We start from the raw sequence: 21,928 nt of genomic DNA, 5'->3' as shown, positions 1-21,928 counted from the left end.
CCTCCTGACCTCTGAAGATCAGGATGATCAGACGACTGCGAGGTGGGTCCCATTTGATCCGCCGTTCAGCGGTCAGCTTTCACCCGTCGCCGACATGCCTCCGGCGGGGGCGCTCAGGCTCCAGGATGGACGGGGCGCCGCGCGCGGGTGCCGATAGATCGTGGTGAGCGGGGGAGGCTCCCATTCCGTCTGCCGTCGAGAAGCTGGCCCTAGCGGCCCGCGCCTGCTCCACGTACGTGTGGGCGACGACAGACGGATGGGAGTGGGGGCGGGTAGTGCTATGGGGTGCCTCGCGGAAGCAAGGCACCCCATAGAGCAGGTCCGGCCTATCGGACCGGCTGTGCAGTCCCCGAGGGGGCAGACGGCAGCGTCGGAGACTTCGCCTTGTCATTCCTCGCACTGACGAGGACGAGAACAACGACGGCTACGCACGCGCAGACAAACGCAAGAAACACGAGTCGCTGCTTCTGTACGACCGCCACGCGGCCCTTCGTGTCACTGGCGATGATCTGGTACTTAGTCGTCCGGTGCTCGAAGAACTTGTTGATCGAATCCTTAGGGAGGTTCCTGACCACCCTGGCCACGGCAAGCCCTGCGCAAGCAATGGCGGCAACGACGATGACCCCCACGGGCGCACCATCAAGGAGCTGAAAGAACACGACTGCGGACCCTTGTCAGTAAAGGTCGGCGAGACATGAGCGACATCGGTTTCCTGATTTAACGCATGCAGGCATGCCGACTCGACACCCATCGAAGTCGGTATAGCGCTCGAAAGGTGTGATCGCCTGAGAACCCACCCAGACCGGACTCTGGCCTCGTGGGCATGTGAAGGCAGCGCTCGCCCAGGTCAAGCCGGTGGACTATCGCCTTCGCGGACTGCCGGAAGGCGCCGGCTGAACGTCGAGTTACGCCTCGATGCGGTTCTCAGCCTTGCGGTTCTTGTTCCACGCCACCGCGACGAGGCGGTAAGCAGTCGCTACGCGGGATCCCGTACCACTGTTGTTGAACCCACCCCGAGACGACTGGCTGAGGATCTCGGAGCGCCACTTGGCGGCCGTACCCATGCCCTGGATCTTGCGTGCCAGCTCCGTGTCATCAACGAGGTCGCCCCACCGCCCCAGGAACATGCCAATGCCACCGAGGAGCATGCCGTCCCACGTATCGGCGGCGCGGCTCCAAGCATCCTCTGCCACCGTGAGGGTCCGGTCGAAGACTGAGGCCCCGTAGCGGTCGACGATCTGAAGGACTCCGGAGACCGCGCCCACACCATTCGTCGATGTCGAGCCGAGCGTGAGTCCGTGCTTGTCGAGGATCCTGTCGGTGTCGACGAAGAGGGGGACACCACCGGTGAGTCCTACGAAGTATTCGTCGATGGGGCGCGGCTTATGGGATTCGCGATTCTTGATCAGGAACAGGATGGCCTCCTGCGCCTGCGTCAGACCGTGGTGCACCTCGGCCATGATGGTGGGAATTCCCGCAATCGCGCAGGCGCGCCACCGGTGCTGTCCGTCGACGATGTACAAGTCACCGCCGGTACGCTGCGACACGATGATCGAACCAATCGCCTCGCGCACCATGTTGTTGGCGATGTTCTGCGAACGCTTCTCGTTGAGAGTCCTCTGAGCCTGCGGGTCGATGTTGAGGCCCTTGATCGAGACCTCGACGCCGTAGTCCACTTCATGCTCAGGCAGCTCGAACGTGTACCGAGCCTTAGGCATAGCTGTGCCCTTCAGCGCTGCGTTAGGGGGAGTTGACGGCAAAGCCGGGATTTTGGGATACAGCGCGGAAGCACATAATCACATGTTAGCTCTTACGCGCAACGAGTTACCGTTTCAGGACTGTTGCCATGCACCGGGCGAAAGTTCCTCCGTGGGATCGTCTGCCCGGCGCCACGAAGGCAAGCGGCAGCAGCCCAAGGCAGCGACCCCGCCAGAGTTACTTCGGTACGCAGCGGTCCCCGCGCCACATCCGTGCCAGATCGCGCAGGGAGTGACTGGGAGCGAGAGGGGCGGCGGGTCCCGGACTGCAGGTCAGCATTCAGGGCGACCATCCCGGCGGTCGATCAGAACTTGGGCATCAGGCTAGTGCCGGATTCCTCTTTCATTGGGTATATGTGCTGGTGGAGGGATAGTTCGGTTGGTCAGGGGCGGGTGGTTCGGGGTGGTGCTGAGGGCGCGGCAGGACCGTGATGGATTCCGGCGCCAGCCGCCCGGAGCGGACCTTGTCGAGCAGTTCCTGCAGCGCGTTGTGCAGCGTCTCGCTGGAGAAGCCGGCGAAGTCGAGGTTCACCTGCTGCTGCTCGAAGGCCGCTTCGAGGTGAGGCCGCAGCCCGACCGGCCGGGAGGTGCGCTCCCGCACGAACGAGCCACTCCCCTGCCGGGTCACAATCAGCCCCTCGGTGCGGAGCAGGTCGAGCGCCTTGTCCACCGTGCCGCGCGCCACACCGAAGTGCTTCGCCAACTCGGGGCCGGAGGGGAGCTTGTCACTGGTCTCGAAGCCTGGCTTCTTCATGAGGATCGAGGCCCGCAGAGAGCTGCCGACCTGCTGATACGGGGGCGAGAGTCATCCGGGTCTAGAGGGGTCGTCTGGCAGCGAGCCCGGGCCGAGGTGCTGGCGCCGGCCGACTGCGCGACGAAGCTCGGCAAGCGGCCGTACGACCTGCGGCACGCGGGGATCTCGCTCGGGCTGAACTCCGGAGTCGGCCCGACGGAGGCGTGGCCGTCATGCTGCGGGTCTACGCGAAGTGCCTGCACGGCACCGTCGAGTACGCGAACGAGTTGATCTCGAAGCGGCTCAACCGGAACCGTCCGGCGCCGCCGGCCCTGGGTCCTGGTCCGCAGCTGGTCCGTATGCGCTGATCAGCGCTGGGATTCGGGTGGCGCAAAGCGAGACAAGCCGCTCAAATGGGGCGCCGCTCGTTCCTCGCTTCAGAAAACGAAAAAGGGCCCGCAATCTGCGTTTCCGCAGGTCACGGGCCCTTCTCTATCCTGTGGCTGGTGCAGGGTTCGAACCTGCGTAGCTTGCGCGGCAGATTTACAGTCTGCTCCCTTTGGCCGCTCGGGCAACCAGCCAGGATCTTGTCCCCCGGGGCGTACGCCCCGTTCGACTTCGTAAACAATACCTGATGCCGGGGGGTGCTCCGCCACTCGATAGGTCACGTGATGATCAAGGGCCACGGCGTGGCTGTCGGGGGCGGGGGCGGGGTGCCGCTGGATAGGCTGGGGAGGCGGACGCCCGGTGGGGCAGGCCGTGCCAGTGAAGCCAGAACATCAAGGAGACCAACACCCATGGCCGACTCCAGTTTCGACATCGTCTCGAAGGTCGAGTGGCAGGAGGTCGACAACGCGATCAACCAGACCTCCCGTGAGATCGCCACCCGTTTCGACTTCAAGGGCGTCGGCGGCGAGATCAGCCGCTCCGGCGAGAAGATCGAGATGAAGGCCAACGGCGAGGAGCGCGTGAAGGCCATCCTGGACGTCCTACAGGGCAAGTTCATCAAGCGCGGACTGTCGCTCAAGGCCCTGGACGCCGGCGAGCCGCAGCTGTCCGGCAAGGAGTACAAGATCTTCGCGGACATCAAGGAGGGCATCTCCACGGAGGATGCCAAGAAGGTCGCGAAGATCATCCGTGACGAGGGCCCGAAGGGCGTCAAGGCTCAGGTCCAGGGCGACGAGCTGCGGGTCAGCTCGAAGAGCCGCGACGACCTGCAGACCGTGCAGGCCCTGCTCAAGGGCAAGGACCTGGACTTCGCGATCCAGTACGTGAACTACCGCTGACCCCTGGAGGGTTGTGCGGCAAGGCCCCGCCCCCGGGAGCTTGAGCTCCCGGGGGCGGGGCCTTTCGCGTGGGTGGGGTCAGCCGGCGGCGGGGTGGGGGTGGGTGGCCGTGGCGAGGGCTTGGGCCTGGGCGCGCAGGGTGGCGAGCTGGTCCAGCAGGGTGGCCGGGCCGGAGGTCTTGGCCAGGGTCGGGGCGGTCGCCGTCGGGGCGGCCGGGAGCTGGGCGATCAGGCTCTGCAGGGTGGTCTGCAGGGTGGCGACGAGCTGCTGGACGGCTGCGGGGTCGGAGGTGGTGGACGTGGTCTCCGCGAGCAGGCCGGCGATCTGGTTGATGACGTCGCCGAGAGCCCCGAGGGCCGCGCTCGGGTCCGGGGTCGCGGGCAGGGCCGGGACGGCGGGCACCGGAACGGCCGGCAGGGTCAGGTCCGCCGGCAGGAGCGGGGCGGCAGCCGCCAGGTCGGCGGGCACCGGGATGGCGGCGGGGTTCGGGGCGGAGGCGAGGGCGGTACGCGAGGCCGCGGCTTCGTGGCCGGCGGCGGTGGCGGACGCCGCGGTGACCACGGTCAGCGCGAGGGCCGCGATCAGCGCTGCGACCATCCGGGTGGCACGCATGGGTACTGCTTCCTCTCAAGTGCGAGTCAGGCGGGATCGCCTGCTTCACACGGTGGGGCAGCATTCCTGACGCAGCCACCGCAGCTACGCCGAACGGCGCGCGACGGTGAGCCGACGACGAGTCATTCGACGGTGAGTCATCCGACGGCAGCTCAGTCGGCGGCGGGTCAGTCGGCGTCCGCCCAGCCGCTGGTGCCGCGGTGGGCGGACAGGCCGACGGACGCGAACTCGTCCGCCCGGCCGGCCTCGGTGCGGGCGCCGATCCGCCGCAGGGCGCGGGAGATCGGGGAGCCCTCGGGCGGGAAGGGTTCGAACTCGCCCTTGGTGAGCGGGCCGAGGACGATCCGGCCGTTCTCCCAGACGGCGGCGCGCTGGGTGCCGCTGCCGCCGAAGTACTCGGCCTCGACGCAGGCGATCGGGCCCGCCTTGGACCAGGCGGCCAGCCGGAGTTCGAAGCCGCCCGGGTGCCAGCCGAAGCCGGCCGCCTCGGCGGGCTTCGTCGAGCCGCCGTCGGTCTGGAGGGCGGAGAGCACCGCGGGGGTGACCGGTATCAGGGCCAGCCCCTGCGCCAGCGGCACCACCCGGGCCGCCGAGGTTTCTGCCGCGGCCACCGCCAGCAGCTCGAATGTTCCTATCAGGGCCTGGAGTTCATAGGACATGCCGGTCATCGTGTCCCACCGCACCGACAGTCGGCGCGGAGTTTATGATTCCGTGCCCGGCTGGAGTCCGTAGAGCAGGGTGAAGACCGTCACGTCCACCGCGTCCTCGGCCGTGCTGGGTGCTTCCTCGTTCAGTTCGTCGATGACTGCGGCGAGTTGGGTCCGCAGCCGGATCAGCCGGTCCGGGCTGAGCCGCAGCGTCGAGTGCACGAACAGGCCGGGCGGCCCGACCGATCCGTCCCGGGGCGAGCTGAAGTCCAGCCGCCCGCCGAGGACCTGGGCCCGGAAGTCGCCGCGGACCCGGTCGATGGCGGCCAGGATGGCGTCGTACGCCTCGGAGCGACCCGGGGAGTCGGCGGTGAACATCTCCGGGGCGAGCCGGATCGACTCCTGCGCGGCGGCGTAGCGGCTTTCGACGATGCCGGAGACCAGCCGGGTGCCGGCCACGATGACCAGCCCGGCCTTCTCCAGCTGCTTGATGTGCCGGTAGAGCTTGGTCTGCGGTTCGCCGAGCGCGGCGGCGATCTCCTTGGCGGTGAGCGGGCGTTCCTCGCCGGACTTCAGGGCGCCGAGGATGGCCAGCCGCAACGGGTCGGCCAGCGCCTTGAGCACGGTGACGTCGGCCACCTGGCGTTCCTTGACCCAGGTGGTGGGTTGCTCGCCGCCGTCGGCGGGTTCCAGATCGTGCTCGGCCACGGGCACCACCTTGGCAGATCGGCCGCGCCGCACGCAATCACGCTCTGGTGAGCGCTCACCCTTGCGCAACCAATCATGCTTCCGACATCATTCACGGCAACGTGAATGATGTCGGAAGCGCGAACGGCGGGGTGGGTCATGGCGGGGAACAGAACGGCGGCTGACGAGTCGAGGACGACGGTGAAGGCAGGGAAGACGGCGGAGGCCGGGGCGGCCACGCCGCCCGTCCCGCTGCGACGAAACCTGCGCTTCCAGGCGCTCTGGGCCGGCCAGGCCGCCGCGACGCTCGGCATGCGGATCGGCGACACCGCCTTCCCGCTGCTGGTCCTCGCGCTCACCGGTTCCTCCACCGCAGCCGGGGCCTTCGGGGCCGTACAGATGGTCACGACCCTGCTGCTGGGCGTCCACGGCGGCGTGGTCGCCGACCGCCTCGACCGCCGCCGGGTGCTGATCGCCTCCGACGCCGCCCGACTGCTCGTCACGGCGACCGTCCCGGTGGCCATGGCCTTCGACCGGCTGACCCTGGCCCACCTGCTGCTCGTCGCCGCCGCCGTCGGGGCGACCATCGCGTACAGCGGCCCGATCCGACTGCTGGCGCTGCGCTCGGTGGTGGCGCCGGAGCAGCTGCCGCAGGCGCTCGCTCAGGACGAGGCCCGGATGACCGGGGCCGCGCTGGCCGGTCCGCCGCTGGCCGGCTTCCTGTACGGGCTCGGCAGCGCGGTGCCGTTCCTCGGCACCGCGCTCGCCTCCCTGCTCGCGCTGGTGGCCGCGCTCGTGGTGCGCTTCCCCGGCCGCCCCGCCCCCGCACAACCGAGCGGCGAAGCCGACGCGCGGCCGAGCGGCGAAGCCACCGCACAGCCGAACCGCGAACCGGGCGGCACGGAGCCGGCCCCCAAGTCCGGCGGCGCCCTGGCCGGGTACCGCCTGCTCGCCGCCTCCCCGCTGCTGCGCTCCGCCCTGGCCGTCCTGCTGGTGGTCAACCTCGCCGGGACGGCCCTGATGCTGCCGGTGATGGTGCTGCTGCGGGACGGCGGCACGGGCAGCGCCGGAATCGGCCTGGCGCTGGCCGGCGAGGCGGTCGGGGCGCTGGCCGGAACGGTCCTGGTGTCCCGGCTGCACCGGCTGGCCGGGCCGGGCGTCCTGCTGCTGGTGGTGGCCTGGACCGCCGTGCCGGTGTCGCTGGCGCCGCTGCTGCCGGGCGGGGTGGTCACCGTGTTCGCCGCGCTGTTCGTGGTGGGGATCGGCGTTCCGGCCCTGCGGGTGATGCTGGACCTGCTGGTGTTCCGGCAGGTGCCGGACGAGCTCCGCGGCCGGGTGATCGCGGCGACCATGACGCTGCTGACCGCGGGCATGCCGGCCGGGACGCTCGGCAGCGGCCTGCTGCTGGACCGCCTCTCCCCCGCCGTCGCGCTGACCGCGATCAGCGTCCTGCTCGCGGCCGCCCTGCTGCCCGCGACCGTGAGCCGTACGCTGCGTCGCGCCGTCTGGCCGGCCCCGCAGGATCCGGCGGCCCGCTCCTGACAGTCGCTCACCCGTGCGGGTGCACGCCGCATGCGGCGTCCTCGGCAACCGGGTGAACTGGCCGGGTACGGCCCGCCCCGGGGCCCTTCCCGGGCGGCGTCCGCGCCCGGGGCGCCTCCCGCCCGGACGTCGCGCAGCCGACCGGGGCCGTACCGGAGGAGGACAGATGGGTTCCACGGACGCGCCCTCGCCCGGCCGGGGCGGCCCCGGCGAGGCCGCTGCCCCCGACGGTTCCAGCAGGCCCGGCGACCCGAGCAGCCCTGGTGAGCAGGGAGACCCCAGCGGCCAGGGAGGCCCCGGTGACCGGGGGAGCCCCGGCGGACCGAGGAGCCCCGGCGCCCCGACCACCCGCGAGCGGACCGGCTCGGTGGCCGCCCGGGTGGTCACCGCCCCCCGGATGTCCTGGCTGACGCTCGCCCTGATGACCACGAGTTCGGTGGCCAGCCTGCGCTCCGCCCCGACCATGGCCGTCTACGGCCTGGCCTGCGTCTTCCTCTACCTCGTCCCGGCGCTGGTGTTCCTGCTGCCGACCGCGCTGGTCTCCGCCGAGCTGGCGTCCGGCTGGGAGGGCGGCGTCTACCGCTGGGTCTCGGAGGGCCTGTCGAAGCCGCTGGGCTTCCTCGCCGTCTGGTGCCAGTTCGCGATGACGATCTTCTACTACCCGTCGCTGCTGGCGTACGTGGCGTCGACGATCGCGTACGTCGTGAACCCGGGGCTGGCCAGCAACGGCCCGTACACCGCCGTGGTGATCATGGTGCTGTACTGGACCGGCGTCTGGGTCTCCTCGCGCGGGACGAAGGCCGTGGCCGGCCTGTCCTCGATGGGCCTGGTGATCGGCACGCTGATCCCCGGCACGCTGCTGGTGGTGCTCGGCTTCGTCTTCCTCGGCCAGGGCAACGGCTCCGCCGCGCCAATGGACTCCGCGCACCTGCTGCCGCAGTGGGCCGGCCTGGCCAGCCTGGTGCTGATCGTCAACAACTTCCTCAGCTACTCCGGCATGGAGATGAACGCGGTGCACGTCTCCTCGCTGCGCAATCCGGCGCGGGAGTTCCCGCGCTCGATGTTCACCGCGTCCGCGATGGTGCTGCTGATCTTCATCCTGCCGGCACTGGCGATCAGCTGGGTGGTGCCGTCCAGCGAGCTGAGCCTGACGGCCGGCGTGATGCAGGCCTTCGACGCCTTCTTCCAGTACTTCGACATCGGCTGGCTCACCCCGGTGATCGCGGTGGCGCTGATCTCGGCCTCGCTCGGCGGCATGCTGACCTGGCTGGCCGGACCGTCCAAGGGCCTGTTGATGATCTCCCGGCAGGAGGGCTACCTGCCGCCGTTCCTGCAGAAGCTGAACCGGGAGGGCGTCCAGCAGAACCTGCTGGTCGCCCAGGGTGTGGTCACCACGGCGATCGCCCTGCTGTACGCGCTGATCCCGAACGTCTCCAGCGCGTACTGGATCTTCTCGGTGATCACCACGCAGGTGTACCTGATCGTCTACCTGCTGATGTTCACCGCCGCGATCCGGCTGCGCCGCACCCGGCCGGACCACCCGCGCGGCTACCGGGCCCCGGCGCTGGTGCCGATCTGCGTGGTCGGGCTGCTCGCCTCGGCGTGCGCGATGGCGATCGGCTTCGTACCGTCCTCGCAGTTCGGCAGCGGCAGCGTCTGGACGTACATCGGGATCGTCGGCGGCGGTCTGCTGGTCCTCGGCCTGCTGGTCCCGTACCTGTTCCTGCGGCTGCGCAAGCCCGGCTGGCGCTCCCCGGAGGCGGCGGCGGAGCTGGCCGCGCAGGAGTCGGCCGAGCTGCGCGGCGCCGCGGGCGGTGCGGCATGACCACGAGCCTGATGGCCTCCCGGCACCGCTGGATCTACCTCGGGGCGATCGGGCTGCTGGTCGCGATGCTGATCACCGGCCTGCTCTCGTTCACCCGGCTGCACGCCACCGACCAGGCCGACCGCAAGGCCGGGCAGCTCGCCCGGGCACTGGGTTCGGCCGGCTATCGGGTGCCCGCGCGGGACCAGATCGTGCACACCCTGGGCGAGGACGGCGGCGCCGTCTGCGCGAACCCGTCGAACGCGCTGACCCAGGCGCAGTGGACGTCCGGCATGTCCAACGGCGCCGACGGGCCGGGCCAACGGCCGGTGCTGTCCGACCGCGACGCGGTGCGGGCCGAGGCGATCGTGCTCTCGGTGTACTGCCCGGGCAGGCTCGCCGAGGTCCAGGACAAGATCGACGACCTCAACTTGCAGGACACCGTCCGCAAGTAGCCCGCCCGGCTTTCGAGGAGGACCCGACCGTGCCTCGACCCTTCACCACCGAGGACTACACCCCGCACGAGCTGGGCTTCGTCTCATGACGGGGCCGTCACCCCGCTGCTCCGCCGTCAGAACGGCAGCCCGGCTGTGCGATTTTCTTACGAGGCGGTCATGGTTCACCCAGCGTCCTCCAAGTTTGCGTTGGTAGTTTCGGTGAGCATGACCAAGCTGCTCAGCCCGGCCCCGCCCACCCCGGCGCGGGCCGGGCGACTGCGACCCCTGACCGCCCGCCCCCGTCGTACCGGCCTGTCGAGACTCCGGCTGCTGGCCTGGCCGGTCTACCTGACCGCGCTCGTCTGGTTCCTACGCACCCAGGGTATGGCCTTCGCCAACGACGTGGTGTTCCTGTGGCTGATCGGTGCCCTGCTGACGGCGGCCGTGCACAGCGGGCACGGCCGCCGCGGCTTCCTGCTGGTGCTGCGCGACTGGGTGCCGGTGATGGCCGCGGTCTGGACGTACTCGCTGCTGCGCGGCTACGGCGCGCACACCCCGTGGGCCCCGCACTGGCTGCCGCAACTGCGCGCCGACGAGGTGCTCGGCTTCGGCGAGACCTGGACCGTCCGGCTCCAGCACGCGCTGTGGACGCCCGGCTCGCCGCACTGGTACGACTACGCGGCGACCGTCGTCTACCTCTCGCACTTCTTCCTGGTCTTCGTCCTGCTCGCGGTGCTCTGGCGGCGTCGGCACGACCGGTTCCGCCAACTGCTCGCCTGCTACCTGCTGCTCACCTTCGCCGGCTTCGCCACGTACCTGCTCTACCCGGCCGACCCGCCGTGGCTGGTCGCCCAGGAGGGCCACCTGCCGGGGCTCACCCGGGTCGTGTGGGACGTGATCTCCACGAGCGGGCTGCCGCAGGCCAACTCGCTGGTCGAGAACGGCAGCCAGTTCGCCAACGACGTCGCCGCGATGCCCTCGCTGCACTCCGCCTACCCGGCGATGCTGCTGTTCTTCTTCTGGCCGACGGCCCGCCCCTGGCTGCGGGCGCTGCTGGTCGCGTATCCGCTCGCGATGGCGTTCACCCTGGTGTACGGCGCCGAGCACTTCATCGTGGACATCTTCGCGGGCTGGGCGTACGCGGCGGTGGTGGTGTTGGGCCTGCGCCGGCTGCGGAACCGGCGTACCCGGCTCATCAGGGAGCGGGCAGACTTGGCCGGGTGCCGAACCAGCCCCTCCCTCCCGTGAAGCCCACCGCCGAACAGCTCCAGGCGGCCAAGGACACCACCATCCCGGACGTCACCGGGCCCGGACTGCGGGTGCTGTTCTGCGGCATCAACCCGGGCCTGTGGTCCGGCGCCACCGGGCACCACTTCGCCCGCCCCGGCAACCGCTTCTGGCCCGCCCTGCACCGCTCCGGCTTCACCGCGCGCCAGTTCCGCCCGGACGAGCAGGGCGAACTGCCCGCGCTCGGCCTGGGCATCACCAACGTCGCCCCGCGCACCACCGCCAAGGCCGACGAACTGACCGCCGAGGAACTGCGCGAGGGCGGCGCCGCACTCACCGAGCGCGTGCTGCGGCTGCGCCCGCGCGTCCTGGCCGTGCTCGGCATCGGCGCCTACCGGACGGCCTTCGGGCAGCGGCGGGCCGCGATCGGCCGCCAGCCGGAGGGCATCGGCGACACCGCGGTGTGGGTGCTGCCCAACCCGAGCGGGCTCAACGCGCACTACACGCTGGACGCGCTGGCCGCCGAGTTCCGCCGGCTCCGGGGCACCCTGGACGGCTGACGACTGACGGCTGACGGCTGACAGCTGAGGGCTGACGGCTGAGGGCTGACGGCCGTCGGATCCAGTGGCACGACCCGGTCACTCCGGCAGCACGGCCAGCTCCAGGGCGGCCAGCCGGGCCGGGTCGGCGACCACCTCGTAACCGGCCACCAGGCCGTCCGCCACCGCCACCCGCAGCACCAGCCGCAACCGCCCGCCCGGGGCGATCACGATCCCCGGCACCCCGTCCACCAGCGCCACCGCGCCGAACCGGGCCCGCCGGCCGAACACCGTCGTCTCCCGGGCCACCGTCTCCGCGCCCCGGGCCACCAGGGAACGCCCGGCCGGCAGCGCGGCCGGATCGGCCCGGCGCACCACGTCCGGCGCCAGCACCGCCAGCAGCGCGGCCAGGTCCCCGCCCCGGGCGGCGGACAGGAACGTCTCCACCACCCGCCGGTGCCCGGCCAGCCGCTCCGGCGGCAGCGCGGCCGCCCCGCGCACCCGCTGCCGGGCCCGGCTGGCCAGCTTCTTGGCGGCCACCGGGCTCCGGCCGACGATCGGCGCGATCTGCTCGAACGGCACCGCGAAGCCGTCGTGCAGCACGAAGGCGACCCGCTCGGCCGGCCCCAGCCGATCCAGCACGACCAGCAGCGCCCGGCCCACCGAGTCGACCAGCAGCGCCTCCCGCTCCGGATCCGCTCCCTCGGCCCCCGCGCCGGCCCCCGCGCCGGCCGCCAGGGCAGGCAGGCCGTCCGGCAGCGCGTCACCGGCCGGCTCCTCACGGCGCACCGCGCGGGCCCGCAGCACGTCCAGGCAGATCCGCGACACCACCGTGGTCAGCCAGCCCGGCAGGTTGTCCACCTCGTCCGGGCCGGCCCGGTCCAGCCGCAGCCACGCCTCCTGGACGGCCTCCTCCGCCTCCCCCGTCGACCCGAGCATCCGCTGGGCGACCGCCCGCAGCCGCCCCCGCTCGGCCTCGAACCGCGCCGCCAGCACCTCGTCCCGGTCCATCGGTCACCTTTCCTCGGCCCCGCCCGTCACACCGATGACGATCCACCCAGCACCGAAGTGACGGGAGAACGCTGTGACCACCACCACCCTGCTGCACCTGGACTCCAGCATCAGCCTCGGCGACTCGGTCAGCCGCGCGCTGACCGCCCGGTTCGCCGCCGCCTGGCGCGCCCGGCACGGCACCGCCGGCCGGTACGTCTACCGGGACCTCGCCGCCGAACCGGTCGCCGCGATCGGCGCCGGGTACGCCCTGCTCGGCCGCCGCGTCGAACGCAAGGGGACCATCCCGGTCTCCGACATCGCCGCCCTCGCCGAAGGCCCGGACGAGGAACACGAGTGGTCCCTCACCCACCCGCTGGTCGACCGGCTGCTCGCCGCCGACACCGTGCTGCTCGGCGTGCCGATGTACAACCTCACCGTCCCGGCCGTGTTCAAGGCGTGGATCGACCGGATCAGCTTCCCCGGCGTCTACACCGACCCGGCCACCGGCGAGAGCCTGCTGCGCCGCACCCGGGTCGTCGTCGCGGCCGCCCGCGGCGGCGGCTACGGCCCCGGCACCCCGCGCGAGGCCTTCGACTTCCAGACCCCGTACCTGCGGGCCTACTTCGCCAGGCTCGGCGTCCCGGCCGAGCACCTGCACATCGTCCCGGCCGAACTCACCCGCGCCGACGACATCCCCGCCCTGGCCGGGCTGCAGCCGCTCGCCGCGAAGTCCCTGGCCGACGCCGAGGCCGCCCTGGACGCGCTCGCCACCGCCTGATCTGCCTGATCCACCTGGTCTACAGCGGGGTGACGGCCTTCAGCACCACCAGCAGGGCCACGGCGGCGTTGAGCGCGCACAGCGCCGACGCCGCCGTACCGGCCGCGGCGACCATCGCGGCCAGGCCCGCCCGGGTCTTCGCCGGGGGCCAGTTGCGGGACGTCGGCACCGGGCCGAGCAGTGCGGCGACCCGGCGCGGCACCGGGCCGGGCGCGGGTGCCGGGGCGGCGAAGGCCGCGAAGCCGGGCGCCGGCGCCGCGTGCGACACCAGGGCCGCCCGGGCCACCGCCCGCGCGGTGATCCGGCGGTCCCCCACCTCCTGGGCCGACTCCTCGTCCGCCCAGCGCTCCGCGCTGAACGCCACCGCGTACTGCAGCGGCCGCAGGAACGGGTTGACGCAGGCGGCCAGTTGGGTGGTCAGCAGGTACCGGTGGTGGCGGTGGCGCAGGTGCGCCCGCTCGTGCGCGAGCAGCGCCTCGCGCTCGTCCTCGGGCAGCCCGGCCAGCATCCCGGTGGAGACCACCACCCGCCCCGGCGAACCGGGCAGCGCGTACGCGTACGGGCTGCGGTCCGGCAGCACCGCGAGGTCGCCGGCCGACTCCGGCCCCGCCGGCAGCCCGGTCAGTGCCCGCCGGGCCCGGGAGCGCACCCGCAGGTGCCGGCCGACCGTCCGGGCACAGGCCGCGGCCACCATGACCAGCAGCCACATCGCGGCCGTCCCGAACGTCTCGTGGTACGGCAGCGCGGCCCGCACCTCCGGGTCGGACCAACTGTCCGGCAGCGGGTTGCCGGGGATCTGCGCGGTGCCCACCACGCCGATCAGGCCGAGGCAGAGCACACTGCACACCGCCATCACCGCGCTGATCACGGTCATCAACCGGGCCGCACCGCGCGGGTGCAGGTGCTGCTCGGTGAGACGCGCGATCGGCACCGCGGTCAGCGGCAGGATGAGCGGGAGGAAGACGAAGAAGCCCACGGGTCAGCTCTCACGGTCGGCCGCTGCCGGATCGACGGACGCGGCGTCCAGCAGCGCCCGCAGCAGGTCCTCGTCGTGCGGGAGCAGCGCGCTCACGAAGCTGGCCAGGACGGCGTCCCGGTCCGCTTCTCCGTCGAGCATCCGGCGCATCCGCAGGGCCGCCAGCCCGGCCGCGTCGGAGGAGGCCTGCCACAGGTAGGAGCGGCCCGAACGGGACCGCGAGACGGCGCTCTTGGCATGTAGCCGGGACAGGATGGTCATCACGGTGGTGTACGCCAGGTCGCCCTCCAGGCGCTCCTGGACCCACCCCGCGGTGGCCGGGCCGGGCGCCTGCTGGAGCACAGCGAGCACCTGTGCCTCCAACTCGCCCTGGCCGCGCCGTCTGACGGGCGCTTCCGCGGCCGCCGAGGCGTGCCTCTCGTCTGCCATGACGGCCCACTCCCTCCGGATGTCGCGCCCCGTAGCCGGCGGGGCACGCGTTCATCCTAACGAGCGCGGGCCCGGCGCGAACCGGTTCGCGCAGGGATTCCCGCCTCCACCGCCCTCGACGCGTCGCCCGAACGGCCCCGGCCCGGTTGCCCGGCGCCCCGGCCCGGCGGACGGTCGAAGTCCGTACGGTCCGCCCGTAGGCCTGTTCGGCCCCTGGAGGAGTCCATGAGCAGCCCGTCGCCCGACCCCGCGCAGCCGGAGCAGCCCTCTCACACCGGCCCCGAGCCCGGGCAGCCCCCGCGCACCGACCCCGAGCAGCCCGGGCGGACCTGGTACACCGGCCCCAGCACGCCGCCGCCGGGCAACGAGTTCCGCGACTGGGCGCCCGGCCTGGTGATGTTCGCCGGTGTGCTGATGCTGATCAACGGCATCATGGAGGCCCTCCGGGGCATCATGGCGGTCTCCAACGACGACCTCTTCGTCCACACCCCCCGCTACGTCTTCCGGTTCGACCTCACCGGCTGGGGCTGGGTCCACATCGTCGTCGGCGTGCTGGTCGCGGTGACCGGCGCGTTCTTGCTCAAGGGCGCCTCCTGGGCCCGCTACGCCGGTATCTTCTTCACCTCGCTGAGCGCCCTCGACAGCTTCCTGGTCCTGCCGTACTTCCCGCTCTGGTCGCTCGTGGTGATCGCGCTGGACGTCTTCATCATCTGCGCGCTCTGCGTCTACCGCCCCCAGGAGGGCACCACGCTCTGACGGCCCGGCGGTCCGCGCGCCCGGACCCGTCTCAGGTCCGGGCCCGCCTCAGGTCCGGACGCACCTCGGGCCCGGGCCCGCCTCAGGTCCGGGCCCGCTGGGTGACCGCGATGCAGACCAGCACCACCACCGCCGTGACGGGTGCGGCCGCCGGCAGGTCCTCGCCCAGCAGCAGCACCGACCAGACCAGCGTCAACAGCGGCTGCGCGAGCTGCAGTTGGCTGGCCCGCGGCACCCCGATCTCCGCCATCCCCCGGTACCAGAGCACGAACCCGCCGAACTGCGACACCGCCGCCGTGTACGCCAGCCCGGTCAGCGCCTTCGCCCCGAGGTGGACCGGCTCGGCGGGCAGCGCGAGGGCCGCGGTCAGCAGCGTCACCGGCAGCGCGGCCACCACCGCCCAGGCGATCACCTGGGCTCCCGGCAGGTCCCGGGAGAGCCGCCCGCCCTCCGCGTACCCGGCCGCGCAGATCGCCACCCCGACGAACAGGAGCAGGTCCGCGACGGTCGGCCGACCGTGGCTCTGCAGCAGGGTGAAGCCGAGGACGGCCGCCGCCCCCGCCACCGCCGCCGCCCAGAACGCCCGGGACGGCCGACGGCCGGTGCGCAGCGCCGCGCACACCGCGGTGGCCAGCGGCAGGACACCGATGACGACGGCCGAGTGGGCCGTCGAGGAGGTCCGCAGGGCGAGCGTGGTCAGCAGCGGGAAGCCCAGCACGCAGCCGCCCGACACCACCAGCAGGGCGGGCCAGTGCCGCCGCTTCGGCAGCGGGGCGCCGACGGCCACCAGGTAGAGCGCGGCCAGCACTCCCGCCAGGGCGCCGCGCAGCCCGGTCGCGGTCCACGGGCCGAAGCCCTCCAGGGCCCACGCGGTCGCGGGGAAGCTGAGGGAGAAGGAGGCCACCCCGAGGGCGGCCAGGGCGGTGCCGGAGGCGGGGCTTCGCGGTGCTACCGCCGACGGGCGGGTAGCGCTATCTTGTGCCGTCATGAACGAGCGTAGCAGTGTGACCGAACTCGCTGACAGCCTGCGGCGGGAGGTCGAGCGCTACCCGGAGGGGCGAAAGCTGCCCTCCAGCCGGGTGCTGGTGGAGCGCCATCAGGTCAGCCCGGTGACGGTCTCCCGGGCCATCGCGGTCCTCGCGGCCGAGGGCCTGGTGGTCTCCCGGCCGGGCGCCGGGGTGTTCCGGGCGGCGGCCTTCGCCGGGCGCCCGGCCGGCACCGCCGCGCCCGCCGCCCGTCCCGGCGACCTCTCCTGGCAGGAGGTCGCGCTCAGCGCCGACTCCGACCCCCGCGACCTGCTGGCCGCCCCGGTGTTCGCCACCCTCCGCGTGCCCCCGCCCGACGTCATCGACCTCAACAGCGGCTACCCGCACGCCTCGCTGCTGCCCGAACGCCTGCTGGCCACCGCCCTCGCCCGGGCCGGCCGGCGCCCGGGCGCCTGGAACCGGCCGCCCACCGACGGCCTCACCGAACTGCGCGGCTGGTTCGCCCGCGACATCGGCGGCACCGGCGGGCCGATCGGCGCCGGGGACGTCCTGATCACCTCCGGCGGCCAGGGCGGGCTCACCGTGGCCATGCGCTCGCTCGCCGCGCCCGGCGCGCCCGTCCTGGTGGAGTCGCCGACCTACTCGGGCATCCTGGCGGTCGTCCGCGCGGCCGGGCTGCGGCCCGTCCCCGTCCCGGTCGACGCCGACGGCGTGCGCACCGACCTGCTGGCCGACGCCTTCGAGGCCACCCGGGCGCGGGTCTTCGTCTGCCAGCCGCTGTTCCAGAACCCGACCGGCGCGGTGCTCTCACCCACCCGGCGCTCCGAGGTGCTGCGGATCGCCCGGGCGGCCGGCGCGTTCGTCGTCGAGGACGACTTCGCCCGCCTGCTCGTCCACGCGGACGCCCCCGCGCTGCCGCGCCCGCTCGCCGCCGACGACCAGGACGGGGTCGTGGTGCACCTGCGGTCGCTGACCAAGGCCGCCTCGCCCAACCTGCGGGTCGGCGCGCTCACCGCGCGCGGCCCGGCCCTGGCCCGGCTCCGGGCCACCCAGGTGGTGGACAGCTTCTTCGTGCCCCGGCCGCTCCAGGAGGCGACGCTGGAGCTGGTCGCCGACCCCGGCTGGGCCCGCCACCTGCGCGCCCTCGGGGCGGAACTGCGGACCCGCCGCACCGCCACCGTCGCCGCCCTGCACCGCGAACTCCCCGGCCTGCTCGGCGTCTACCGGCCCGGCGGCTACCACCTGTGGCTACGGCTCCCGGACGGCGTCGACGACGCCGCCCTCACCGCCGCCGCCCTGCGCGCCGGCGTCCAGGTCACCCCCGGCCGCCCGTACCACGCCGCCGAACCCCCGGCCCCGCACCTGCGCCTCAGCTACGCCGCCGCCGAGAGCTCCGCGCACGCCGTCGAGGGGATCCACCGCCTCCGCCGGGCCTACGAGGACCTGCCGGCCTGACCTCCGACCCCGCGCGGAGCAGGTCTCAGCGCCCGTAACAGGCCTCAGCGCCTGTAGCAGGCCTCAGCGCCCGTAGCCCGCCATCCGCTCCAGCCGGGCGATGCGCTCCGCCATCGGCGGGTGGGTGGAGAAGAGCCGGGCGCCGGCCTCGCCGGGGCGGAAGGGGCTGGCGATCATCATGTGGCTGGCGGTCTGGATCTGCGGCTCCGGCGGGAGGGGCAGCCGGCGGGTGCCGGCGTCGAGCTTGCGCAGGGCGCCGGCCAGGGCGAGCGGGTCGCCGGTGATCCGGGCGCCGTCGGCATCGGCCTGGTACTCGCGGGAGCGGCTGACGGCCAGCTGGATGAGCCCGGCCGCCAGCGGGCCGAGGATCATGATGGCGAGCATGCCGAAGAGGCCGGGCCCGTCGTCGTCGTCGCTGCGGCCGAAGGGGATCAGCCAGGCGAAGTTCACCAGGAACATCACCACCGAGGCGAGCGCCCCGGCGACCGAGGAGATCAGGATGTCCCGGTTGTAGACGTGGCTCAGCTCGTGCCCGAGCACGCCCCGCAGCTCGCGTTCGTCCAGCAGCTGCAGGATGCCGTCGGTGCAGCAGACGGCCGCGTTGCGCGGGTTGCGGCCGGTGGCGAAGGCGTTCGGCGCGGGGGTCGGGGAGATGTAGAGGCGCGGCATCGGCTGGCGGGCCGCAGTGGAGAGCTCGCGGACGATCCGGTAGAGCCGTGGCGCCTCGATCTCGCTGACCGGCCGGGCCCGCATGGCCCGCAGCGCGAGCTTGTCACTGTTCCAGTAGGCGTAGGCGTTGGTGCCGAGGGCGACCAGCAGGGCGATCACCAAGCCGGTTCGGCCGAAGAATCCGCCGATCACCAAGATGAGCGCCGAGAGGCCGCCGAGCAGGACGGCGGTCCTCAGTCCGTTGTGCCGGCGGTGCACGTCAGGCCCTCCAATGGTGCGGTGGGGAAGCCCTTTCTGCCTCGTCCCTCTTGCCCGGTCAACGGGTGGGGGCACGGGCCTTGTTCCCTTGTGACCGGCGTGACACCGCCGCGGCACCCCGCCGGGCCGGGCCGCGACGGCCGGCCGGGCGGGTGCGCGCTCAGAACAGGCTTCCGCCGACGACCTGGAGGACCAGCTGCGGGGCGAAGGAGAGGACCACGGCCACCGAGGCGGTGAGCCCCAGCGTGGCGGTCAGGGTGGCCGGCAGCCGGCCTTCGGCCCCGGCCTCGCCGACCGGTGCGGCGTCCGGTGCGGCACCCTCTTCGACACCCGGCGCCGGGGCGAACAGCCGGGTCGTCCAGAGCAGGTAGTAGTACAGCGCGACGACCACGTTGACGGCCATCACGACGGCCAGCCAGCCCAGCCCCGCGTCGACGGCCGCGCGGAACACCACGACCTTGCCGAACAGGCCGATCACGCCCGGGGGCAGCCCGGCCAGGCAGAGCAGGAAGAAGGCGAGCGCGAGGGCCGTCCAGCGGCGCCGGGCGAACAGGCCGCGGAAGTCGTCCACGCTGGTCCCGGCCCGGCGGCCGACCGCCGCGACCACGCCGAACGCGCCGAGGTTCACCACGCCGTAGATCAGCGCGTACGCGGCGGTGGCGCCGAGCGGGTCGACCCCGGTGGGCGCGTAGCCGGCGGCGGCGAGCGGCACCAGCAGGTAGCCGGCCTGGCCGACGGACGACCAGGCGAGCAGCCGCACCGCGCTGTAGCGGGTGTCGAAGCGCTGGCGCAGCGCGCCGACGTTGCCCACCGTCATGGTGACGGCGGCCAGCACGGCGAGCGCCAGGCCCCAGGTGTGCGCGTACGGGCGGAAGGCGATGGTGGTGGCGAGCGCGAGGCCGGACAGGCCGGCCGCCTTGCCGACCACCGAGAGGTAGCCGGCCACCGGCAGCGGGGCGCCGATGTAGGTGTCGGGCACCCAGAAGTGGAACGGGACGGCGGCGACCTTGAAGGCGAAACCGACCAGGGTCAGCACGGCGCCCGCCTCGGCCAGCGGCTTGAGCTGCCCGGGGGCGTGTTCCAGGCCCTGGGCGACGGCGCCGAGGTGCAGGCTGCCGCTGGCGGCGTAGACGAAGCCGACGCCGAGCAGCATCACGGCCGTGGCGGTGACGGAGGAGATGAAGAACTTGAGCGCGGCTTCGGCGCCCCGGCCGTCCCGGCGCAGCGCGACCAGCGCGAAGGCGGGCAGCGAGGCGACCTCCAGCGCGATCACCATGGTGGCGAGGTCGCGGGAGGCGGGCAGCAGCGCGGCGCCGGTGGCGCTGGAGAGCAGCAGGAACCAGTACTCGCCGCCGGGCAGCTTCTCCTCCTCGACGGTGTGCGCCGAGAGCAGGGCGGCGATCAGCGCGCCGCCGAGGGCGAGCAGCTGGAACACCAGGGCGAAGTGGTCGGCGACGTACGAGCAGCCCGCATTGTCAGACCCCCCTGCTACGTTCTGCACACAGAAGGTCGCCCGGGGTGATCCCCCGGTGAGGGGGAGGAGTGCGATGAGGGCGAGGGCGAGTCCGGCCGCGGCGAGGCGGCCGAGCCACTTCCGGTGCCGCTCGGGCAGGAACAGGTCGGTGAGCAGGACGGCGAGGGCGGCCACCGCGGCGATCAGCGGGGGCGCGATCGCCACCCAGTCCACGGACTGGATCAGGCTGCCCGGGTTGGCTACGGCGAGGGAGGTCACAGTGTGCTGCCCCGTGGAGTGAGGTCCGAGTGCGGCGATCTGGGCTCCGAGCACGGTCAGCCACCCCCGAGGAGGTGCTTGACGGCGGGGTCGGAGAGGCCGAGCAGGAGCGCGGGCCAGAGGCCGGCGAGCAGGGTGAGGGCGGCCAGCGGCGTCCAGCTGACGGCCTCGTACGGGCGCAGGTCGGCGACCTGGTCCACCGGGGCGGGCTGCTGGGGGTCGCCCATGCAGACGCGCTTGACCACGATCAGCAGGTAGGCGGCGGTGAGGAGGGTGCCGAGACCGGCCAGGACCATGTAGGTGACGAACGCGGGGCGCGACAGGCCGTCGGCCGGGTCGAACGCGCCGAACATGGCGAGCAGCTCGCCCCAGAAGCCGGCCAGGCCGGGCAGGCCGAGGCTGGCCACGGCGGCGAAGGCGAGCAGCGCGCCGATCCGCGGGGCGCGGCCGTACAGGGCGGCGCCGGTGGCGCCGGAGAGGGTGTCGAGGTCCGCCGTGCCGTAGCGGTCCTTGAGGGCTCCGACGAGGAAGAACAGCAGACCGGTGATCAGACCGTGGGCGATGTTGGCGAACAGCGCGCCGTTGACGCCCACCGGGGTGAGGGAGGCGATGCCCAGCAGCACGAAGCCCATGTGGCCGACGGAGGAGTACGCGATCAGGCGCTTGAGGTCGCCCTTGGCGCCGGGGCGGGCCAGCGCCAGACAGGCCAGTGATCCGTAGACGATGCCGACGGCGGCGAACGCGCCCAGGTAGGGGGCGAGCGTCGCGGTGCCGTCGGGCACGACCGGGAGGAGGACGCGGACCAGACCGTACGTGCCCATCTTCAGCAGCACGCCGGCGAGCAGCACCGAGCCGACCGTCGGAGCGGCGGTGTGCGCGTCCGGGAGCCAGCTGTGCAGCGGCCAGGCGGGGGCCTTGACCGCGAGCCCGACCATGATCGCCAGGGCGGCGATCACCTGGGTGGTGTGGCTCAGGCCGTTGCCGTGCGCGGCGGCCAGGGCCTGCATGTCGAAGGTGCCGGCCTTGCTGCCGATCAGCAGGAAGCCGAGCAGCATCACGGCCGAGCCGAGCAGCGTGTACAGGATGAACCGGTTGGCGGCCGGGGCCTTCGCCCCGCTCCCCCAGCGGGCGATCAGGAAGTACATCGGGATCAGCACGATCTCGAAGGCCAGGAAGAAGAGCAGGAGGTCCAGCACCGCGAAGGTGGCGAGCATGCCGACTTCGAGGAGGAGGAACAGCCCGACGAAGGCCTTCGCCGACGGCACGCCATCCCCGCCCGGCAGCCGCTTCTCCGAGTACAGCGCGCAGAGGAAGGTGAGCAGTGCGGTCAGCACGATCAGCGGCAGCGAGATGCCGTCCACGCCGAGGTGGAGGCGCACGTTGAGGGCCGGGATCCAGGACACGTCGGTGGTGGCCTGCATCCGGGCGGGCTCGTCGTGGTCGAAACCGGCCGCCAGGGCGATGGTGAGCAGCAGCACCGCGCCGGTGACGACACTGTTCAGCCGCAGCGCCCGCCGGTCGGCGGCGGCCGGCTCCCGGCCGAACACCGGCGCCAGGGTGAGCGCGGCGCCGAGCAGCGGCAGCACCAGGAGGGCGATGAGGACTGCGTTCATCGGGGGCTCCTA

Annotated in this window: 22 protein-coding genes, 1 tRNA gene and 1 pseudogene; 10 read left to right on the top strand and 14 right to left on the bottom strand. The window is 72.7% G+C overall.

Annotation, left to right across the window (positions count from 1 at the left end; all coding sequences use genetic code 11):
• Nucleotides 1-326 precede the first annotated feature (326 nt).
• From AB0R04_RS25520 to AB0R04_RS25510, 3 genes and pseudogenes are all read right to left on the bottom strand, one after another.
• A complete protein-coding gene (locus AB0R04_RS25520) occupies nucleotides 327-659 on the bottom strand; it encodes a hypothetical protein (RefSeq protein ID WP_363375004.1) in 333 nt (110 codons plus the stop codon).
• Nucleotides 660-905: 246 nt separating this feature from the next.
• On the bottom strand, nucleotides 906-1,718 hold the full coding sequence (locus AB0R04_RS25515; RefSeq protein ID WP_363375001.1) for a DUF6551 family protein: 813 nt from the start codon (nucleotides 1,716-1,718) through the stop codon (nucleotides 906-908).
• Nucleotides 1,719-2,100: 382 nt separating this feature from the next.
• Nucleotides 2,101-2,541: pseudogene (locus AB0R04_RS25510) on the bottom strand (GntR family transcriptional regulator); the annotation flags it as partial.
• A 173-nt stretch (nucleotides 2,542-2,714) separates the two neighbouring features.
• On the opposite strand from AB0R04_RS25510, the gene AB0R04_RS25505 reads away from it, so the two are divergent.
• Entirely contained in the window at nucleotides 2,715-2,858 is a 144-nt protein-coding gene (locus AB0R04_RS25505) for a hypothetical protein (protein WP_363374999.1), read from the top strand.
• 132 nt (nucleotides 2,859-2,990) lie between these two features.
• Here the strand turns inward: AB0R04_RS25505 and AB0R04_RS25500 are convergent.
• Nucleotides 2,991-3,071, bottom strand: a tRNA-Tyr gene (locus AB0R04_RS25500).
• A 216-nt stretch (nucleotides 3,072-3,287) separates the two neighbouring features.
• On the opposite strand from AB0R04_RS25500, the gene AB0R04_RS25495 reads away from it, so the two are divergent.
• Nucleotides 3,288-3,776 carry a YajQ family cyclic di-GMP-binding protein gene (locus AB0R04_RS25495; protein ID WP_063348915.1) on the top strand — a complete coding sequence of 163 codons (489 nt, stop codon included), beginning with the start codon at nucleotides 3,288-3,290 and terminating at the stop codon, nucleotides 3,774-3,776.
• Between the two features lie 78 nt (nucleotides 3,777-3,854).
• On the opposite strand, the gene AB0R04_RS25490 is transcribed toward AB0R04_RS25495, so the two are convergent.
• The 3 genes from AB0R04_RS25490 to AB0R04_RS25480 form a co-directional block, all read right to left on the bottom strand.
• Nucleotides 3,855-4,388: a hypothetical protein gene (locus AB0R04_RS25490; protein ID WP_363374996.1), complete on the bottom strand. Its 534-nt coding sequence runs from the start codon at nucleotides 4,386-4,388 to the stop codon at nucleotides 3,855-3,857.
• A gap of 167 nt (nucleotides 4,389-4,555) precedes the next feature.
• Nucleotides 4,556-5,047 (bottom strand): hypothetical protein, encoded by a 492-nt coding sequence (locus AB0R04_RS25485; RefSeq protein ID WP_363374993.1) that lies wholly within the window; start codon nucleotides 5,045-5,047, stop codon nucleotides 4,556-4,558.
• A 42-nt stretch (nucleotides 5,048-5,089) separates the two neighbouring features.
• Complete coding sequence (locus tag AB0R04_RS25480; RefSeq protein ID WP_363374991.1) at nucleotides 5,090-5,743, bottom strand: helix-turn-helix domain-containing protein; 654 nt, start codon at nucleotides 5,741-5,743, stop codon at nucleotides 5,090-5,092.
• A gap of 180 nt (nucleotides 5,744-5,923) precedes the next feature.
• Here AB0R04_RS25480 and AB0R04_RS25475 point away from each other — a divergent pair, with 180 nt between their 5' ends.
• The 5 genes from AB0R04_RS25475 (at nucleotide 5,924) to mug (ending at nucleotide 11,292) form a co-directional block, all read left to right on the top strand.
• The gene (locus AB0R04_RS25475) at nucleotides 5,924-7,264 is read left to right on the top strand and encodes an MFS transporter (RefSeq protein WP_363374988.1); all 1,341 of its coding nucleotides are present in this window, start codon (nucleotides 5,924-5,926) and stop codon (nucleotides 7,262-7,264) included.
• 397 nt (nucleotides 7,265-7,661) lie between these two features.
• A complete protein-coding gene (locus tag AB0R04_RS25470; RefSeq protein WP_363375025.1) occupies nucleotides 7,662-9,089 on the top strand; it encodes an APC family permease in 1,428 nt (475 codons plus the stop codon).
• Nucleotides 9,086-9,523 (top strand): hypothetical protein, encoded by a 438-nt coding sequence (locus AB0R04_RS25465; RefSeq protein WP_363374986.1) that lies wholly within the window; start codon nucleotides 9,086-9,088, stop codon nucleotides 9,521-9,523. Before AB0R04_RS25470 ends, AB0R04_RS25465 begins: the two co-directional genes overlap by 4 nt.
• Before the next feature lie 207 nt (nucleotides 9,524-9,730).
• On the top strand, nucleotides 9,731-10,753 hold the full coding sequence (locus tag AB0R04_RS25460; protein ID WP_063348911.1) for a phosphatase PAP2 family protein: 1,023 nt from the start codon (nucleotides 9,731-9,733) through the stop codon (nucleotides 10,751-10,753).
• Complete coding sequence (gene mug / locus AB0R04_RS25455) at nucleotides 10,726-11,292, top strand: G/U mismatch-specific DNA glycosylase (protein WP_363374983.1); 567 nt, start codon at nucleotides 10,726-10,728, stop codon at nucleotides 11,290-11,292. Before AB0R04_RS25460 ends, mug begins: the two co-directional genes overlap by 28 nt.
• A 78-nt stretch (nucleotides 11,293-11,370) precedes the next feature.
• On the opposite strand, the gene AB0R04_RS25450 is transcribed toward mug, so the two are convergent.
• On the bottom strand, nucleotides 11,371-12,282 hold the full coding sequence (locus AB0R04_RS25450) for a sigma-70 family RNA polymerase sigma factor (RefSeq protein WP_363374980.1): 912 nt from the start codon (nucleotides 12,280-12,282) through the stop codon (nucleotides 11,371-11,373).
• 73 nt (nucleotides 12,283-12,355) lie between these two features.
• On the opposite strand from AB0R04_RS25450, the gene AB0R04_RS25445 reads away from it, so the two are divergent.
• Nucleotides 12,356-13,042, top strand: a complete 687-nt coding sequence (locus tag AB0R04_RS25445) for an NAD(P)H-dependent oxidoreductase (protein WP_363374978.1) — start codon at nucleotides 12,356-12,358, stop codon at nucleotides 13,040-13,042.
• Between the two features lie 19 nt (nucleotides 13,043-13,061).
• Here the strand turns inward: AB0R04_RS25445 and AB0R04_RS25440 are convergent, their stop codons facing one another.
• A complete protein-coding gene (locus AB0R04_RS25440) occupies nucleotides 13,062-14,018 on the bottom strand; it encodes a M48 family metalloprotease (protein WP_363374975.1) in 957 nt (318 codons plus the stop codon).
• A gap of 3 nt (nucleotides 14,019-14,021) precedes the next feature.
• Nucleotides 14,022-14,447 (bottom strand): BlaI/MecI/CopY family transcriptional regulator, encoded by a 426-nt coding sequence (locus tag AB0R04_RS25435; RefSeq protein ID WP_063348908.1) that lies wholly within the window; start codon nucleotides 14,445-14,447, stop codon nucleotides 14,022-14,024.
• A 225-nt stretch (nucleotides 14,448-14,672) separates the two neighbouring features.
• Between AB0R04_RS25435 and AB0R04_RS25430 the strand changes: the two genes are divergently transcribed.
• A complete protein-coding gene (locus tag AB0R04_RS25430; protein WP_363374972.1) occupies nucleotides 14,673-15,203 on the top strand; it encodes a hypothetical protein in 531 nt (176 codons plus the stop codon).
• Between the two features lie 82 nt (nucleotides 15,204-15,285).
• Here AB0R04_RS25430 and AB0R04_RS25425 read toward each other — a convergent pair whose 3' ends face one another.
• Nucleotides 15,286-16,191, bottom strand: coding sequence for a DMT family transporter (locus AB0R04_RS25425; RefSeq protein ID WP_363374971.1), 906 nt, complete (start codon nucleotides 16,189-16,191; stop codon nucleotides 15,286-15,288).
• Here AB0R04_RS25425 and AB0R04_RS25420 point away from each other — a divergent pair.
• Nucleotides 16,190-17,644: a PLP-dependent aminotransferase family protein gene (locus tag AB0R04_RS25420; protein ID WP_363374970.1), complete on the top strand. Its 1,455-nt coding sequence runs from the start codon at nucleotides 16,190-16,192 to the stop codon at nucleotides 17,642-17,644. The two genes, AB0R04_RS25425 and AB0R04_RS25420, sit on opposite strands and share 2 nt — an antisense overlap.
• A 63-nt stretch (nucleotides 17,645-17,707) precedes the next feature.
• On the opposite strand, the gene htpX is transcribed toward AB0R04_RS25420, so the two are convergent.
• The 3 genes from htpX to AB0R04_RS25405 all read right to left on the bottom strand — a co-directional run bounded on the left by htpX (nucleotide 17,708) and on the right by AB0R04_RS25405 (nucleotide 21,916).
• Nucleotides 17,708-18,571 (bottom strand): zinc metalloprotease HtpX, encoded by an 864-nt coding sequence (gene htpX / locus AB0R04_RS25415; protein ID WP_350876984.1) that lies wholly within the window; start codon nucleotides 18,569-18,571, stop codon nucleotides 17,708-17,710.
• Nucleotides 18,572-18,731: 160 nt separating this feature from the next.
• Nucleotides 18,732-20,303 carry an NADH-quinone oxidoreductase subunit N gene (locus AB0R04_RS25410; protein ID WP_363374969.1) on the bottom strand — a complete coding sequence of 524 codons (1,572 nt, stop codon included), beginning with the start codon at nucleotides 20,301-20,303 and terminating at the stop codon, nucleotides 18,732-18,734.
• Nucleotides 20,304-20,359: 56 nt separating this feature from the next.
• Nucleotides 20,360-21,916: an NADH-quinone oxidoreductase subunit M gene (locus tag AB0R04_RS25405; protein ID WP_363374967.1), complete on the bottom strand. Its 1,557-nt coding sequence runs from the start codon at nucleotides 21,914-21,916 to the stop codon at nucleotides 20,360-20,362.
• Between the last annotated feature and the right edge of the window lie 12 nt (nucleotides 21,917-21,928).

Source organism: Kitasatospora sp. NPDC056731 (assembly GCF_040687675.1).
GTDB lineage: Bacteria > Actinomycetota > Actinomycetes > Streptomycetales > Streptomycetaceae > Kitasatospora.
The sequence above is the reverse complement of the archived record's forward strand: the minus strand, read 5'-3'. Positions and strand labels throughout refer to the sequence as shown.

What these genes read in the sequence shown, in the direction of transcription:
- AB0R04_RS25515 (WP_363375001.1), bottom strand. Translation starts at nt 1,718, where the DNA reads ATGCCTAAGGCTCGGTACACGTTCGAGCTGCCTGAGCATGAAGTGGAC.
- AB0R04_RS25495 (WP_063348915.1), top strand. Translation starts at nt 3,288, where the DNA reads ATGGCCGACTCCAGTTTCGACATCGTCTCGAAGGTCGAGTGGCAGGAG.
- AB0R04_RS25490 (WP_363374996.1), bottom strand. Translation starts at nt 4,388, where the DNA reads ATGCGTGCCACCCGGATGGTCGCAGCGCTGATCGCGGCCCTCGCGCTG.
- AB0R04_RS25485 (WP_363374993.1), bottom strand. Translation starts at nt 5,047, where the DNA reads ATGTCCTATGAACTCCAGGCCCTGATAGGAACATTCGAGCTGCTGGCG.
- AB0R04_RS25470 (WP_363375025.1), top strand. Translation starts at nt 7,662, where the DNA reads ATGTCCTGGCTGACGCTCGCCCTGATGACCACGAGTTCGGTGGCCAGC.
- AB0R04_RS25465 (WP_363374986.1), top strand. Translation starts at nt 9,086, where the DNA reads ATGACCACGAGCCTGATGGCCTCCCGGCACCGCTGGATCTACCTCGGG.
- AB0R04_RS25460 (WP_063348911.1), top strand. Translation starts at nt 9,731, where the DNA reads ATGACCAAGCTGCTCAGCCCGGCCCCGCCCACCCCGGCGCGGGCCGGG.
- AB0R04_RS25450 (WP_363374980.1), bottom strand. Translation starts at nt 12,282, where the DNA reads ATGGACCGGGACGAGGTGCTGGCGGCGCGGTTCGAGGCCGAGCGGGGG.
- AB0R04_RS25435 (WP_063348908.1), bottom strand. Translation starts at nt 14,447, where the DNA reads ATGGCAGACGAGAGGCACGCCTCGGCGGCCGCGGAAGCGCCCGTCAGA.
- AB0R04_RS25430 (WP_363374972.1), top strand. Translation starts at nt 14,673, where the DNA reads ATGAGCAGCCCGTCGCCCGACCCCGCGCAGCCGGAGCAGCCCTCTCAC.
- AB0R04_RS25420 (WP_363374970.1), top strand. Translation starts at nt 16,190, where the DNA reads ATGAACGAGCGTAGCAGTGTGACCGAACTCGCTGACAGCCTGCGGCGG.
- AB0R04_RS25425 (WP_363374971.1), bottom strand. Translation starts at nt 16,191, where the DNA reads ATGACGGCACAAGATAGCGCTACCCGCCCGTCGGCGGTAGCACCGCGA.
- AB0R04_RS25405 (WP_363374967.1), bottom strand. Translation starts at nt 21,916, where the DNA reads ATGAACGCAGTCCTCATCGCCCTCCTGGTGCTGCCGCTGCTCGGCGCC.